The organism is Stenotrophomonas maltophilia (assembly GCF_006970445.1).
In the GTDB taxonomy this organism is placed as follows: domain Bacteria; phylum Pseudomonadota; class Gammaproteobacteria; order Xanthomonadales; family Xanthomonadaceae; genus Stenotrophomonas; species Stenotrophomonas maltophilia_AU.
Map to the genome: position 1 here is coordinate 3,435,445 of NZ_CP033877.1, position 16,549 is coordinate 3,451,993.

Sequence of the window (16,549 nt, forward strand, 5' to 3'; positions counted from 1 at the left end):
GGCGGGGCGGTGTGGGCTTGCAGGACACGCCGCCCCACCTCTGGCAGATCGCGGCGCATCATTGCTGTTGGTAGGTGTCGACCTTGGTCGACACACATCCACGCCACGCGTGGATGCGAGCGAAGCGACCCGCTTTTGACTTTGACTTTTCTTTTTTTGATTTTCCGTGGCGGACGCACACGGAAACTGTCAGAAGTCGGGCGGGGTGGGTTCGCGGGGGTGTCCGCGGCATGGATGCCGCAGCCAAGCCCCCATGGGTGAGGGCGCTTTGCTTGCGAAGCACGGCTTCGCAAGCGCCCGAACGCACAGCCGCCAGCGGCTGGGCCGGACCGCGGAGCGGGGTTCACGGCGCCCCCCGCGAACCCACCCCGCCCGGCCAAGCGAGGCGTTTGATTTACGCGATCAACCAACCCCGCCACGAGGGGCTCAGCCGTTGGCCTTCGCCTTCGCCTCGCGCGCGGCCTGCTGCTCGACCAGGGTCAGTGCCACGTTGTCGCGAAGATAGGCCGGCTCCACCTTCTCCGGCGCAATGGCTTCGCCTCGTGCGAAGGCCGGCACCGCCAGGGTCAGCAGATCCGACGCGCGCGGTAGTGCAGTGGCATCGAATCCGCGCAGGCCAGCACCGAGCTGCGCCACCAGTGCGCCCTCGGCCGCACCGAAACCGGTGCCGACACCGTAGGCCGACAATCCTTCCGGCAACGCCACCACCGCCGGCGCGCACACGCGTTCGGCATCACGCGCGACCGGCAGCCCGTCCACACGCTCGAAGCGAGCGACATACAGCTCCCCCATCCGCGCATCGATCGCCGACAGGATCTGCGTTTCCGCGGCCGGTGCCCGCAGCGCCAGTACCTGCAGCGTCGAGACCGGCAGCAGCGGGCGGTCCAGCGCCAGCGCGATGCCCTGGGCGATGGCAATTGCCAGGCGCACACCCGTGAATGCACCCGGGCCGCGACTGAGCGCGATGCCATCGAGCTGGCGGCGGCTGATGCCGGCTTCGGCCAGCAGCGCCTCGGCCCATGGCAGGCTCAGTTCGGCATGCCGGCGCGGGGCGATCTCGAAACGTTCCAGCACCTGCCCATCCACATGCAGGGCAACGGAACAGGCTTCGGTGGCGGTTTCAAAGGCGAGCAGTTTCATCGGATCAGGTCAGAACAGGGGGAACGTGGCGCCGGGTGCCGGTTGCGGGCCCGCCGCAACAGCGGACGGAGCAGCGGCATCATCGGCCACGGGTGCCCATTGTGGCGTAAAGAAGGCCTGCACATCGGCCAGGCTGCGGGTGCGCCGGAACGGCGGTAGCGACTCAAGGAAGATCCGGCCATAGCCCCGGTTGAGCAGGCGAGGGTCGCACAGGACCAGCACGCCCCGGTCGCTTTCGCTGCGGATCAGGCGGCCGACGCCCTGCTTCAGTGCGATCACTGCCTGCGGCAGCTGTTCGTCGCGGAACGGATTGCCGCCCTGGCTGCGGATCGCCTCCAGCCGTGCCTCGTACACCGGATCGTCAGGTGCGGCGAACGGCAGCTTGTCGATCATCACCACGCTCAGCGCTTCGCCGACCACGTCCACGCCTTCGCGGAAACTGGCCGAGCCCAGCAGCACGCCATTGCCTGATTCACGGAAACGCTGCAGCAGCGTCGCGCGTGGCGCCTCGCCCTGCACGAACAACGGCCACGGCCCGTCGCGCAGCGCCTCGGCGGCCTCGCGCAATGCGCGATGCGAGGCGAACAACAGGAACGCCCTGCCCTGCGAGGCCTGCAACACCGGCCGCAGGGTCTGGATCAGCGCGGTGCCGAATCCGCGCGCTGCCGGATCGGGCAGGCCTTCGGGCAGGTAGCACAATGCCTGCTCGGGCCAATTGAACGGACTCGGCTGGACCAGCGTGTGCGGATCATCCAGGCCCAGGCGGGTGGCGATGTGGTCGAAGCCACCGCCCACGGTCAGCGTCGCCGAGGTGAAGATCCATGCCGCGCGACTGCGCTCGCGATGCTCGCGCAGCGGGCCGGACACATCCATCGGCGTGCGCTGGCAGCGGAAACCACGCGGTGTGAGCTCGTACCAGAGCACATCGGCGGCACTGGCGTGGTCCGCCGGATCGGTATCGAAATCGAGCGCGGGCTCATCATCGCCCAGCCAGCGCTGCAGCCGCGATACCGCTTCGCGCGCCCGCGCATGGCAGGCATCCAGACCCGCCGCCGCTTCGCGCAACGGTTGCAGTGCCTGCTCCAACGTCACCAGGCCGGCCATCACCGTATCGAAACCGTCGCGGACCTGTGGCATGGCCAGCGCACGCCACTGCGTACCACGCGGCGGCAGCCCCTCCATCGCCGAACGCAACGCCAGCAACGCCTGTTGCAACTGGTCGACCGGCTCCTGCAGGGCCGACTGCGCGCCCCCCACGCCGCGTGCCTCGGCCAGGCAGTCGCGACCCAGTTCCTGCCATGGGCGCATGCCGAAACCTTCGCCGAAGAACTGCGCAGCCAACTCTGGCAGCTGGTGTGCCTCGTCGATGACAAAGGCCTGCGCCCCCGGCAGCAACTCTCCGAAACCATCCTGTTTCAGTGCCAGATCGGCCAGCAGCAGGTGATGGTTGACCACCACCACATCGGCAGCCTGTGCACGCTGCCGTGCGCGCACCACGAAGCAGTCGTCCCAGAACGGGCAGTCGGTGCCCAGGCAGTTGTCGACGGTGGAGGTGACCATCGGCAGCAGCGGCGAGTCATCGGCCAGGCCTTCCAGTTCGGCGATGTCACCGAACTCCGAACGACCGGACCAGGCCAGGATGCGTTGGAACTGCGCAGCCTGCTCCGGGCTGGAAAAACGCGGCTCGCCCCGCGCCTGCTGCAGTCGGTAGCGGCACAGGTAGTTCGCGCGTCCCTTCAGCAGCGCGCTGCGCAGGCCGACGCCCAGCGCCTGGCGCACGCGCGGCAGATCGCGGTGGTAGAGCTGGTCCTGCAGCGCGCGGGTACCGGTGGAGATGATGGTGCGCAATCCGGACAGCAACACCGGCACCAGATAGGCAAAGGTCTTGCCGGTGCCGGTACCCGCCTCGGCCAGCAGCAGGTCCCGCTGCTGCAGCGCATCGGCGATGGCTTCGGTCAGGTGCAGCTGTGCCGGACGCGGGACAAAGGCATCCAGATGCGAGGCTAGCGCGCCGCCGTCGCTGAGGGCTTCGCGGCTGGCATGGACAAGGTCGGACATCAGAGGGAAAGGATACCCGGCCGGGCGCTGCCCGGCACCCGTTTCAAGCCGGAGCAACAGCAACAGCAACAGCGGTGTTCATGGCTCTGGGTTGCTACGTGCTGGGCGGGGCGGGAGGGACAGGCAGGACACGCCGTAAACCCATCCATGGGGGCTCGATGGCGCCATCCATGGCGCCAACGGTCCTGCCTGCCCCTCCCGCCCCACCCTCGACAGTTTCCCAGTGACGGATGCACGCACGGCGTAGCGTCGAGCTTGCTCAACTGCCATTTCAGAAGCGGTTGGTGGAACGGGGAAGGAAAAGGAAAGTGGCAAGTGCGCGCAGCGCGCGACCCGCTTTGATCTTCTTTTTCTTTTCCGTGGCTGGACGCACACGGAAACTGTCAGAGGTCGGGCGGGGTGGGTTCGCGGGGGTGTCCGCGGCATGGATGCCGCGGCCAAGCCCCCAGGGACGGGTTCACGGCGTCCCCCGCGAACCCACCCCGCCCGGCCAAGCGCGGCTTTTGCTCCACGCGGCCAAACAGGCAGCCACGAGGGGCTGCGCCGTTGGCTGAAAACTCAGTACCGCTTGATCCCCGGCACAGTGCAGCCTTCAATCTGCGCATGCGCCGACACCGCGTTCTCCTTCTCGCCCCGCGCCAGACGCGACTGCTCGATCGTCGCCCAGTGCCGGCGGCACAGCGGCCCGGTCTTCGAGCCCAGATCCACGGCCTTGCGCGCGAACGTCTCCGCCTGTGCCCACTGCCCCTGCAGCAACGCCAGTTCGGCACGTTCCTGCAGCACCGCCGGATCACCCGCCACGATCTCCAGTGCGTGGTCCAGGCTGCTGGCGGCACCCGCCAGGTCGTTCGCCTGGCGCTGCGCCAGCGCGGCCACCCGCAGGTCTTCCACCTGCGAATCACGCAGCGGCTGCACCGACAATTCCTTGTCGTCCGGACCCGCTGCAGCATCCACCGCAGCCAGGCGCTGCGCCGGCGTGGTGGTGTCGACCGGCTTGACCACCGGCGGCGCGCTGCTCACGCAGGCGGCCAGGGCCAGGCTGAGGCCGGTCAGGGCCAGGGGCTGCAGCAGGGTTCGCATGTTCATCGGCATCATCGGCTCGGGGGAGGAGTGGCGGCGGCAGGTTCGGCAGGTGCTTCCGGTTTGCGGTCCAGGCCGAACCAGCTGCGCCAGCCACCGCCCTCGCCTTCAGCACCGCCCTGCCCGTCCGGCGACACCGCCGGCGCGCACGGTGCATAGGCCGGCGCATAGCCCACCACGAACGGGAAACGACGCGCGCCGGGGCAGCCTTCATCGGTGCTGTTGAGGCCGGTGGGCGCCACCGACTGCCAATCCAGGCCCTTGTTGCTGACCCGAAGCGGCGCGCTCGGCAGGCGCTGGAAGATGCCCGACCAGACCCGCATCGCGCCGGTGGCGCCATACAGACCGGCCTGCTCGTTCTGATCGTTGCCGATCCAGATCACCGCCAGATGATCACCGGTGTAGCCGGCATACCAGCTGTCACGGCCATCGTTGGTGGTGCCGGTCTTGCCGGCGGGCTGCAGGCGGCCGAGGCCATCGGCATTGAGCCGCTGCGCGGTACCGCTGGCGACCACCTGCTGCAGGCCGACACTGATCAGGTTGGCGGCAATCGAATCGCCTTCCTGCGCCGGTGCCGGGGTCTTGTCGTATCGCTTGAGCAGCTTGCCCTGCGGATCGAGCACGCCACGCACCGCGTGCAGCGGCTGGATCTCGCCGCCGGACGCAAGGAACTGGTACAGCTGCGCCATCGCGTACGGACTCTGGTCGGTCGAGCCGAGGATCACCGCCGGGTTGGCCTCGGCCTTGATGCCGGCCAGCACGTGGATCAGCTGGGTCACGCGCTCGGGGCCGACCTGCATGCCCACGCGCACCGTGGCCTGGTTGTAGGAATGCGCCAGTGCGTCGATCAGGCGCACCGTGCCGTGGCTGCGGTTGTCCGCATTGCCGGGGGTCCAGTTGCGGCCGCGGCCGAGCTGCACCGTCACCGGCGAATCATCAACCCAGCTGGCCAGCGAGTAGCGGTCCGGCTGCGCCAGGGCCAGCAGGTACACGAACGGCTTGAGCAGCGAACCCACCGGACGCTGCGCCTCGATCGCACGATTGAAGCCGACCTCGGACACCTCACGACTGCCAATCACAGCCAGCACGTCACCGTTGTGCACATCGGTCAGCACCATGCCGGCCTGCAGTTCAGGGCGGCGCTGGCTTTCCAGCGACTTGATGGTGCGGGTCACCGCGCCTTCGGCATAGGCCTGCGCGGACGGCGACATACCGGTCATCACGCTCAGGCCCGCACCCTGCAGCGCCGATTCCGGATAGTCATGGCCGAGCTGGCGGCGGACCAGGTCAACGTAGGCGGGGAAACGGTTGGCTGCCACCAGGCCGGGCGTCTTGGGCACGCCCAGCGGCGCCTTCAACGCACGCTGGTACTCGGCATCGTCGATCAGCGTGGCCTCGTGCAGCTTGCCCAGCACGAAGTTGCGGCGATCCAGCGCGCGCTCCGGGTTGCGCCGCGGGTCGTAGAAAGACGGCCCTTTGACCAGGCCGATCAGCAGCGCGATCTGCTCGGTCTCCAGCGACTGCAGGTCCCGCCCGAACCAGAACTCGGCGCCAGAGGACATGCCATGGATCGCCTGGCTGCCGCGCTGGCCCAGGTACACCTGGTTGAGATAGGCCTCGAAAATGGTGCGCTTGTCGTAGCGCGCTTCCATGATCAGCGCGTACAGCACTTCATTGAACTTGCGGGTGACCGTCTGTTCCTTGCCGATGCCGAGCAGGCCACTGCGGGCCAACTGCTGGGTCAGCGTCGAGGCGCCCTGGCGGCTCTGGCCACCGGAACGGATCGTCACCCACACCGCGCGCGCGATGCCGGACAGGTCGATGCCGTGGTGGCGGTTGAAGTCCTTGTCTTCCACTGCCTGCAGGCCGGTCACCAGCAGATCCGGCGCCTCGTCCATGCGGATCAGGCGGCGTTCTTCCTGCTTCTGGCCGTACAGGGTAGCGATGCGCGCCGGATCCAGCCGCGCGGCCTTCAGCGCCTTGCGGTTGTCGGCGTCGCGCAGCGAGGCCACGCCACCATCGGCCAGCGACAGTTCCACCCGGCGCGGGGCAACCCGGCCATCGACGTCGTTGTAGCCGCGGCTGGAGATCACGAAGCGACCGCCGTTCACCGCATAGGTGGCCGGCTCCTTGCCCTGCCCGTCATCGCGGTAGGCAGAGGCGGCCAGTTCGGTCTTCAGCGTGGACGCATCCATCGCCTTGCCGGGGGTCAGCACCAGCGGGCGCGCGTACACGCGCGTCGGGATCTGCCAGCGCAGCTCGCCGAAACGCTGGGTCACCTGCTGGTTCAGGTACAGCGTATAGGGAATGAGGAAACCCAATCCCAACGCGACCGCAGCCATGCTCCAGGTGATCAGCCGGCGCCGCCACAGCGGACCGCGGTCCTGCTGGTCGTCGTCGTCGAAATCGTCGATGTCGTCGGAATCGTAGCGTCGGGGCACGGGAGAAGCATGGCAGGGGCGTCAGCGGAGTCTACCCCAGCCCATTTCCCCAAGGCAGGTTCACCAAACTGCCTGTTCAGTGATTTACCGGAGGCAGGGGCCCGGCCTTGCCCCGAAGCCCATCCCACAGCCCTCTCAACATGAACCGCAACCGAATCCAGCGAGGGGCGAGGAACACGCCGTTGCCTACCAGCTTCAGCAGCAGGCGCGGCACATCCTGGGCAATCCACACCCGTGGCGTATAGGCACGCGCGTAGAGCAGAACGCGATTGCGCATGATGAAGTAAAGGCGGAAGGGCTTGTGCACGATCACGCCATCCGGCTTCGTACGTGATGGCAGCAGCTCCTCGCCGATGCTATGGGTCATCTGCGCGTCGCAGATGCCATACAGGGAATAACCATGGCGCTTGGCCCTGAAACACCAGTCCATGTCCAGGTTGTCAATGAACAGGGATTCGTCCATTGCACCGATATCCTGCAATGCCGACATCGGCACCAGCGAACCGGAGGTAATGAGGAAATCGCAGGAGATGCGCTGGCCCGCTCCCCCCCGCAACTTGTGGTTGAACGGGAAGCCAAAGCGAACGAACGGGGCAAGCATGCCACTGCGCGAATCGCGGAACTGCGGGCCGACAGCGGCCACGCGCTCTGCGCGGGCCAATTCGATCAGTGCAGTCCCCAGGACATCCACCATCCCTGGCGCCAGCACACTGTCCTGATCCATCAGCAGCACATAGGCAAAGCCGAGCGCCTGTGCCCGCTCATAGGCCCGGTTCAAGGCACTCCCGAGGCCAACGTTGTGCGCCGAGGCAACTACGCTGATTCCGCCCTTTCCGGCCAGCAGTTCGTCGACATCAACACCCGTGCTGCCATTGTCGAACACCACAAGATGCCCCACCTGCTGCAGCACACTGTCAACCACCCGCCGCAACAGGTCCGGCTCGGGCCCATAGGTGACGATGACAGCGCAGACAAGGGAGGCATCGAAGGCGGACCCCGGACCGGGTCCCTGCGGAATCACTGGATTCATGACGTCATGTCGCTGGCTGCGGAACGCAGGCTGTGTGAAAAACGATGAAAACGACCGAAGGCCATCTCCCGCCAAACCTGCAGCAATAACATTGACAGCAAGACTGACAACTCACTGCACCGCTTGAGCGTGATGCAGCGGCTGGACTATACCCGACCAGTACGACCTGCACGAATCCTGTCGATATCAGTGTGGTCGCAGCTCACCACCGGCGCGGCGCAGGCGGTCTTCGAATGCCGGCAGTTCGGCCAGGTCGGGTTGCAGCAAGCGCGCCTGTTCGGCGGCGTGCGCAGCGAAGGCCAGGTCGCCATTGCCCAGCCGTTCGCTGCCGATCGCCAGCCAGCGCTGGGCCAACCGCAGCCGCGCCGAAGGCAGCCCGGCCGCAGTCGGTGACAGGGTCTGCCAGGCCTGCAGGCAGGCGCCTGCCGCCTGTACACGATTCTGACGCAGATTGTCGTCGAAGCAGCGGCGGCTGGCGGGCAGCAGGCGCGCGGCGGCGGCCTTCACCCGCGCGTCGCGAGGGGCCAGTGACTGTGCTTCGCGCAGCGCGTCGAATGCGCTGTGTCCCGGTGGGCTGATCCATTGCCCTGCACGCTCGGCACGCTCGATCTTCCGCAGATGGTCGCGCAGCTGGCGTTCGCGCTGCGCCGTGCTGATCGCCGGCTGCTGCAGTGCCCGTTGTGCCTGCTGCGCGCGCTGCAGGCGCTGCGCCAATTGCTGTCGGATTGCCTGCGAAGCCCCCAGCTCCGCCGCCAGGGCCGCATCGCGTTGCGCCGCATCGAACTGGAAGTCGTCGGCGGATTTCTGGCTGCGCGCGACCACCGCCTGCAGTGCCTGCTCACGCCCGCGCTGCGCACTCGGATCATCGGCGGCCACTGCCAGCACCGCCAGGAAGCCCTTGGCCGCTGCTTCCAGCTGCTGCCTCTGCAACGCACGCTGCGCCTGTCGCAAGTGCTGGTCGACCGCCCGCGCCAGGGCTTCCTCGCTGGCCGGCAGATCGGCATGGCCAGCATCGAACTGACGGGCACGACGCAGGATCGCGGCCGCCTCGGCCAGCTCCCCGCGTCCCGCCAGCGTGCGCGCCTGCAGCAGCAGGTCGCTCAGCGCATCCTCGCGCCCTTCCAGCGCCGGCAGATTGTCCGGCTGCAGGGCCAGGATGCGCTGGAACAAGGGCAGCGCACTGCTGTCGCCGTCATCCAGGCGTCCAGCAGCGAACGCGTTGCGTGCCTGTGCCAACAGCGCACCAATGCCCGCTCCGGCACTGCGTCGCGCCTGCAACTGGCGGGCGACCGCATCCGCTTCACCCTGCGGCACCTGCAGCTCACGGGCCAATGCCAGGGCCTGCGTGCTGCCATCCAGGTCATCAGCCTGCAATCGATCACGCGCCTGTTGCAGCGCTGCCGCGCCGGTATTGGCCAGGCCCTGGCGTGCCTGCGGGCGATCACCGTCCAGTGCCAGCACTGCCTGGTAACGCTCACGCGCACCACTGCCATCGGCATCGCTCAGGCGACCGGCGGCCAATGCACGATCCCCCTCGGCCAGCAGTTGTTCGATCTGCGGCTCGTCCCAGAACCAGTCTGCCAACGGCTTGCGCAGCAGGACCAGCAGCACGAACACGGCCAGCGCTGCGAGCAGCGCCCAGCGCCAGATCCGGCGCGCATGGCGCGCCTGCAGCCACCACCAACGCCCCTCTCGACGGACGCGGTCCAGCGCAGGATGTTCAGCGCCATGCGGGCGATGCGGGGGCTCGCGTTCCATGCGTGCAGGGTAGCCGGGGCAGCGTGAAGCTCAGCCGAGGCGACGCGCCTCGCTCACGCCCGGCAGCGCATCAAGCTTGCCCAGCAGGGTCGACAGCTGCCCGTAGTCACTCACCTTCAGCCGCAGCCGCAGATGGGCACGGCCACTGTTGCGCACGTTGTCACTGTGGATGTCGAGCACGTAGGCGTCTTCCTGGGCGATCAGGTTGGTGATGTCCTTCAGCAGCCAGCGGCGGTCAACGGCAGTCACCACCACGTCCACTTCGTAGCCACCGCCGGCCTGGCCCCACTCCACCGGCAGGATGCGCTGCGGGCTGGTGGCTACCAGCCGGGCCAGCGCAGCACAGTCTGCACGATGCACGGTGACACCACGGCTACGGGTCAGGTAGCCGACGATCGGCTCGCCGGCCACCGGCTGGCAGCAGCGTGCCAGCTGCACCAGCAGGTTGCCCACGCCCTGCACGGTGAACTTGGACTTGCCCAGGTTCTCGCGGCGCGCGGTCGGCCGCGGCAGGGTCGGCGCGGGTGCGGGCTGGCTGGCGGCACGCTCCGCCTCCAGCAGGGCGCGGCTGACCTGGTTCGGGCCGGTATCGCCCAGCGCCACCTGGATGTACAGGTCATCGACGCTGTCGGCATGGAACTTCTTCGCGGCAACGGCCAGGTCCGAGTGCTGCAGGCCCAGTCGCTTCAGCTCGCGCTCGAGCAGCTCGCGACCGGCCTGCACGTTGCGCGCGCGGTCCAGCTTGTGGAACCAGCTGCGTACCTTCTCGCGCGAGCGGTTGCTGGCCAGGAAGCCGTTGGCCGGCATCAGCCAGTCGCGGCGCGGGTCGGCCTCCTTGCCGGTCAGGATCTCGACGCGGTCGCCGCTGCGCAGGCGATAGGTCAGCGGCACGATACGGCCGTTGACCTTGGCGCCGCGGCAACGGTGCCCGACCATGGTGTGCACCTGATAAGCGAAATCGAGCGGCGTAGCGCCCTGCGGCAGGTCCAGCACCTCGTCCTTCGGGCTCAGCGCGTAGACCCGGTCCTCGGTCAGCTCGGCATCAAGCGCCCCGGCCAGTTCATTGCCCTGGCCGTCCTGCGCCTGCTCCAGCAGCTGGCGCATCCAGGTGATCTTGCGATCGAAGGATTTCTCCGCGCCCTTGCCGCCTTCCTTGTACTTCCAGTGCGCGGCCACACCCAGTTCGGCCTGCGAGTGCATTTCGTGGGTACGGATCTGCACTTCGATGGTGCGCCCTTCCGGGCCGACCACTGCGGTATGCAGCGAGCGATAGTCATTGGCCTTGGGCCGGGCGATGTAATCGTCGAACTCGCTCGGCACCGGTGCCCACAACGCATGCACCACGCCCAGCGCCGCATAGCAGGCGGCGACGTCGTCGACCATCACGCGCACCGCACGGATGTCATACAGCTGGTCGAAGGCCAGCCGCTTCTTCTGCATCTTCCGCCAGATGCTGTAGATGTGCTTCGGGCGGCCACTGACCTCGGCCTTGATGCCCTGGGCGACCAGCTCGCGCGACAACACCCTCTTGACGTTCTCGACGTAACGCTCGCGGGCGATGCGGGTTTCGTCCACCTCGCGGGCGATGCGGCGGTAGGTTTCCGGTTCAAGGTGGCGGAACGCCAGGTCCTCCAGCTCCCATTTCAGCTGCCAGATGCCCAGGCGGTTGGCCAGGGGCGCGTGGATGTCGCGGGTCAGCTGGGCCAGCGCGCGGCGCTGCTCCTCGTCCAGCTTGTCGGCCGCACGCATCCGCGCCAGCTGGCGTGCCAGCAGGATCGGCACCACGCGCAGGTCGCGGATGATCGCCAGCAGCAGCCGGCGCAGGCCTTCACTGTTGCGTCCAGCCTCACGGCCGGCATGCAGCGCCCACACCGGGTCGGCCGCATCCTGGCCATCGAGCAGACCGATCACCGCCGCCTTGTGGTTGCCCAGCGGCAGCGGGTCCAGGCTGGCGCGCAGGCCCGGCAGGTCGAACAGCAATGCTGCCACCACCGCCCCCTCGTCTGCCGAGAGCATCGCCAGCGCATCGAGGGTATCGCCCAGCACCGACCAGGTGGCACGCATCTGGTGGTCGCAGTCAGGCGCTTCCCAATGCTCGCGCAGGGCCTGGCGCAGCGGAGCAGGCAGCACCGCTGCCGAGGGACGGTTCAACAAGGCATCCAGGCCAGGGACGGAAGCGCGGTTCACAGCATCGAGCAGGCAAGACAGAGGCCCCTACACTAGCGCCGGCGCCGTTCAGGGACAATCACCGCGGCCACCATCACCCGGCATGAAGACATGCCGCTACACTCGCCAACACACTCAGGAGAGACCCGCCATGCCTTCGATTGCCCTGCGCGTCCGTCCACGGCTACTGGCCTGTGCCGCCGTGCTGCTGTCCCTGTCCGCGCCTGCGCTGGCCCAGCGCGTGGTGGAGGGCGACCTGCAGCAGCAGATGTCGCCCACCGAGTTCAGGGCCGCCGGCCTGGACAAGCTCAGCGCCGGTGAACTGGCCACGCTCAACCGCTGGCTGCAGGGCAAGGTCGAGGCGGCCACCACCCAGGCCGTCGCCGCAGCGCGCGAAGAAGGCCGCCAGGAAGTGATCAAGAAGAACCGCGGCTTCCTGGACTTCGGCAGCAGCGAACCGATCGAAAGCACCCTGCAGGGCGAATTCCGTGGCTTCAGCCAGGGCCGCCGCTACGTGCTGCAGAACGGCCAGGAGTGGGAGCAGATAGATGCCACGCATTATTCCGGTGGCCGCAAGGAAGCCCCGAACGTCAGCATGCGCCCGGGCGTGATGGGGGCCTGGTACATGAAGGTGGACGGGGTGAACGTGCAGCCGAAGGTTCGCCGCACCAAGTAACGCCCGGGCATTCCGACCGCGCCGGATCCATGCCCGGCGGCCATGGTCGCCCGATGGGGCGACCATGGCCCGCGGTCACGCCTGGCGCAATGCGGTCACCCGCTGCGCCAGCTTCTTCGCTGAGATGCCGGTACGTGCGCCCAACTCCTGCGCGAACAGCGATACCCGCAGTTCTTCCAGATCCCAGCGCAGGGCCTGCCACTGCGGCCGCTCGCGCAGCCCCTGCTGCTCACCCACCTCCAGCGCCTCCAGGAACGGATGCAGTTCCAGCATGCGCGCCTGGTCGCGCGGCGGATCACGCTTGGCACGCTCGGTGCGCAGGATCATCGCCTTCAGGTAGCGCGGGTACTGCGCCAGCGCATCGGCAGGCGTATCACGCAGGAACCCGGGGTGGATCAAGCCGACCAGCTGCGCTTCCATATCGTCCAGGTTGCCGCGCGCCCAGCCCATCAACGGCGCCTCCAGCATCGGCTTCAGTTCCGCCACCAGCGCCAGGATGCTTTCGGCCAGCTTCAGTCGCGACATCGCCTCACCGAACAGGGCCTTGGCGGCATGCTCGCGGCGCTGCTCGAAGGCCGCCGCATCGCGGATGTCTTCCAGGCCCTCGGCCAGCACTGCGTTCATCGCCGCATCGACCAGGTCACCGCGCAGGCGCTCCTGCGACTCAATCGCGGCATACAGCAGGCCGGTCTTGGCCCCAACCGGCAACTGCTTGCGTGCCTGCTTCACCTTCTCGGCCAGGGCGATTTCCAGCAGGCGGCGTACGCCCAGCGGATGGGCCTCCTGCGCCTGCTGCCGATCGGCGAAGATGCGCAGCGCAACGCTGTCGCCCTCGTCCAGCAACGCCGGATAGGCCGGTACACCGGCCTCACCAGGCACCTGCAGCGGAACCGGTGTGGCCGGGAACGTGCGCAGGCCATCGGCCGCCATCTCGCGGCCGGCACGTGCAGCGAAGGCATCGCCGGCACGGCCGCCGAACTTCGCGCGCAACGCATCGAGGTCGCGCGAGGTCGCCAGCACCTTGCCCTGTTCGTCGCGCAGGCGCAGATTCATGTGCAGGTGCGGCTCGATCGAACCGGGTTCGAAATCGAGCGCGGTCACCGTGGCGCCGGTGGCGCGTGACAGGAAGCGCGCCAGTTCCCCGGTGATGGCATCGGCGCTGGGCTGCGGGAACGCCTCGTAGAACGCGCGGCCGAAGTCCGGCGCCGGCACGTAGTTGCGACGCATCGCCTTGGGCAGGCTGCGAATCAGTGCCGAGGCCTTGTCGGCAACGAAGCCCGGTGCCAGCCATCCCAGTTGCACCGGGTCCAGCGCATTGAGCAGGTGCAGCGGCACGTCCAGGGTCACGCCGTCATCGTCGGCCCCCGGCTCGAAGCGGTAATGCAGCGGCAGCCGCGCCTGGCCCAGCGCCAGGTACTTCGGATAGCGCTCCTGTTCGCTGCCCTCGCCCGGCAACAGGTCGACCAGCGACCAGTGCAGGGTCTTGCGCTGTTCCGGTGCCAGCCCCTTCCACCAGGTATCCAGACCCGCGGCAGAATGGATCTGCGCCGGCACCCGGTCCAGGTACCAGCGCGCCTGCCAGTCCTCGTCGGCCACGATGCCGGCGCGGCGCAGCTTGGCTTCTTCCTCGCGGGCGATCTCCAGCACTTTCTGGTTGTCGGCCACGAAACTGGCGCGGGTGTTGATCTCGCCGGTCACCAGCGCCTGGCGCACGAAGATGTCATGCGCTTCGCCCGGTTCGATGCGGCCGTAGTGCACCGGCTTTTTCGGTGCCAGCACCAGGCCGAACAGGCTGATCTGCTCGGAGGCCAGCACCTGGCCCTGCGCGCGCGACCAGTGCGGGTCGAAGTGCTTGCGCAGCAGCAGGTGCGGCAACTCGGCGATGACCCAGTCCGGCTCGATCGCGGCCAGGGTCATGCCCCACACCTTCTGCGTATCCAGCAGATTGGCCACCAGCAGCCACGGCGGCGGCCGCTTGGACAGCGCCGAACCCGGGAACGGCAGGAAACGGCGCTGGCGTGGCGCCTGGAAATCGCCCTTCTCGGTGCGATGACCGATCTGCATCGGCAGGCCTGCCACCAGCGCGCGGTGCAGGGTCTGGTAGGCAGCGGCACGCACGCGCTCGCTGAAACCGCCGCCCACCGGCGCCTGTTCCTTCTGTGCACGCACGGCCACTGGCGCCGGCGCCGCTTCGGCCTTGCCTTCGCGGGCCAGGCGCGCGGCACGGTGCAGCTGGCCACGGGTGGCTTTCACTGCGGCGGCATCATCACGCGCCGGGGCCGGTGCACTGCTGCCGGCCAGCAGCGGCGCCATCGAGGCATCACTGGCTTCTTCCTTCCAGCCCAGTTCCTCGCACAGCAGGCGCAGCTGGCGGTGCAGCTCGCGCCACTCGCGCATGCGAAGGAAGCCGAGGAAATGACGGCCGCACCAGTCGCGCAGCTTGGACTGGGTCAGGTCTTCATGGGCCTGCCGATAGGCATCCCACAGGCGCAGCACGCCGACGAACTCGGAACGTCCATCGGCGAACTGCGCATGCGCGCTGTCGGCCGCGCCGCGGGCTTCAGGCGGGCGTTCGCGCGGGTCCTGGATGCCCAGGAACGAGGCGATCACCAGCATCGGCCGCAGGCAGCCGGCGGCCTGCGCGGCGACCAGCATGCGCGCCAGCTTCACGTCCACCGGCAGGCGTGCCATCTGCTTGCCGATGGTGGTCATGCGCCGCTCGGCGTCGATCGCGCCCAGCTCGGTCAGTTGCTGCCAGCCATCGGCCACCGCGCGCTCGTCCGGCGCTTCCAGGAACGGAAACTCTTCGATGCGGCCCAGGCCCAGCTGCAGCATGCGCAGGATCACCCCAGCCAGGCTGGAGCGGCGGATTTCCGGATCGGTGAATTCCGGCCGCGCCTGGAAATCGGCCTCGGCGTACAAGCGGTAACAGATGCCCTCGGCGATACGTCCGCAGCGGCCCTTGCGCTGGTTGGCGCTGGCCTGCGAGATCGGCTCGATGTGCAGGCGGTCCAGCTTGTTGCGCGGACTGTAGCGCTTGACGCGGGCAAAGCCCGGATCGACCACGTAACGGATGCGCGGCACCGTCAGCGAGGTTTCCGCCACGTTGGTGGCCAGCACGATGCGCCGGTTCGGGCCAGGGTTGAACACGCGGTCCTGGTCCTGGTTGGACAGGCGCGCGTACAGCGGCAGTACCTCGGTATTACGGTACTTGCGGCGCTCCAGCGACTGGTGCGCATCGCGGATCTCGCGTTCGCCCGGCAGGAAGATCAGCACGTCGCCGCGCGCATCCAGGCGGGTGATCTCGTCGATGGCCGACACGATGGCGTCGTTGACGGTGCGTTCGCCCTGGTCTTCGCCCTCGCCTTCCAGCGCGCGATAGCGCACTTCCACCGGGTAGGTGCGGCCTTCAACGCTGATCACCGGCGCATTGTCGAAATGCTGGGCGAAGCGTTCGGTGTCGATGGTGGCCGAGGTGACGATCAGCTTCAGGTCCGGGCGCTTGCGCAGCAGCTGCTTCAGGTAGCCCAGCAGGAAGTCGATATTGAGGCTGCGTTCGTGCGCCTCGTCGACGATGATCGTGTCGTAGTTCGACAACCAACGGTCACTGGCGATCTCCGCCAGCAGGATGCCGTCGGTCATGAACTTGATGCGGCTGTCTTCGCTGACCTTGTCGTTGAAGCGCACCTGGTAGCCGACCAGCTGGCCCAGTTCGCTCTGCAGTTCCTGCGCCACGCGGCTGGCCACCGCACGTGCGGCAATCCGTCGCGGCTGGGTGCAGCCGATCATGCCGGCCTGGCCACGGCCCGCGGCCAGGCACAGTTTCGGCAGCTGGGTGGTCTTGCCCGAGCCGGTTTCACCAGCGATCACCACGACCTGGTGGTCGCGGATCAGCCCGATGATGGCATCGGCTTCACGCGCAATCGGCAGCTGCGGGTCCAGAGTAATGGACGGCTGCTGCTGCGCCCGTGTCATCCGGCGCTGCACCGACGCCTGCAAGGCCTGCTCGAAGGTGGCGGCCAGTGCCGCATCCTGTGGCTTGGCCTGGCAACGCGAGAGCATCCCCAGCAAACGGCCCCGGTCGCGGCTCATGGCGCCGTCGATGGCGACGCGCTGTTGGCGCAGGCGGGGCGATGGATTTTTATCGATAGAGTTCATCAATCGGTTCGTTCAAAACTTTGAAAGCGACCAGTCATCACG

At 67.9% G+C, this 16,549-nt stretch carries 9 protein-coding genes; 1 reads left to right on the forward strand and 8 read right to left on the reverse strand.

Annotated elements, in window-relative coordinates; genetic code table 11:
• Positions 1–426: 426 nt before the first annotated feature.
• The 7 genes from tsaB to EGM71_RS15860 all read right to left on the reverse strand — a co-directional run bounded on the left by tsaB (position 427) and on the right by EGM71_RS15860 (position 11,694).
• On the reverse strand, positions 427–1,140 hold the full coding sequence (tsaB, locus tag EGM71_RS15830; RefSeq protein WP_188485636.1) for a tRNA (adenosine(37)-N6)-threonylcarbamoyltransferase complex dimerization subunit type 1 TsaB: 714 nt from the start codon (positions 1,138–1,140) through the stop codon (positions 427–429).
• A 9-nt stretch (positions 1,141–1,149) separates the two neighbouring features.
• Positions 1,150–3,198: an ATP-dependent DNA helicase gene (locus EGM71_RS15835; RefSeq protein WP_188485637.1), complete on the reverse strand. Its 2,049-nt coding sequence runs from the start codon at positions 3,196–3,198 to the stop codon at positions 1,150–1,152.
• A gap of 558 nt (positions 3,199–3,756) precedes the next feature.
• Positions 3,757–4,293, reverse strand: coding sequence for a hypothetical protein (locus tag EGM71_RS15840; protein WP_188485638.1), 537 nt, complete (start codon positions 4,291–4,293; stop codon positions 3,757–3,759).
• Positions 4,290–6,719: a penicillin-binding protein 1B gene (mrcB, locus tag EGM71_RS15845; RefSeq protein ID WP_188485639.1), complete on the reverse strand. Its 2,430-nt coding sequence runs from the start codon at positions 6,717–6,719 to the stop codon at positions 4,290–4,292. Before mrcB ends, EGM71_RS15840 begins: the two co-directional genes overlap by 4 nt.
• Positions 6,720–6,795: 76 nt before the next feature.
• Complete coding sequence (locus EGM71_RS15850) at positions 6,796–7,749, reverse strand: glycosyltransferase family 2 protein (RefSeq protein ID WP_049442969.1); 954 nt, start codon at positions 7,747–7,749, stop codon at positions 6,796–6,798.
• Between the two features lie 186 nt (positions 7,750–7,935).
• A complete protein-coding gene (locus tag EGM71_RS15855) occupies positions 7,936–9,507 on the reverse strand; it encodes a hypothetical protein (protein ID WP_188485640.1) in 1,572 nt (523 codons plus the stop codon).
• A gap of 30 nt (positions 9,508–9,537) precedes the next feature.
• A complete protein-coding gene (locus EGM71_RS15860) occupies positions 9,538–11,694 on the reverse strand; it encodes a bifunctional (p)ppGpp synthetase/guanosine-3',5'-bis(diphosphate) 3'-pyrophosphohydrolase (RefSeq protein ID WP_188485641.1) in 2,157 nt (718 codons plus the stop codon).
• A gap of 130 nt (positions 11,695–11,824) precedes the next feature.
• Between EGM71_RS15860 and EGM71_RS15865 the strand changes: the two genes are divergently transcribed.
• On the forward strand, positions 11,825–12,349 hold the full coding sequence (locus tag EGM71_RS15865) for a hypothetical protein (protein ID WP_188485642.1): 525 nt from the start codon (positions 11,825–11,827) through the stop codon (positions 12,347–12,349).
• A 75-nt stretch (positions 12,350–12,424) separates the two neighbouring features.
• Here the strand turns inward: EGM71_RS15865 and hrpA are convergent, their stop codons facing one another.
• Positions 12,425–16,507, reverse strand: a complete 4,083-nt coding sequence (gene hrpA, locus EGM71_RS15870) for an ATP-dependent RNA helicase HrpA (protein ID WP_188485643.1) — start codon at positions 16,505–16,507, stop codon at positions 12,425–12,427.
• Positions 16,508–16,549 lie beyond the last annotated feature (42 nt).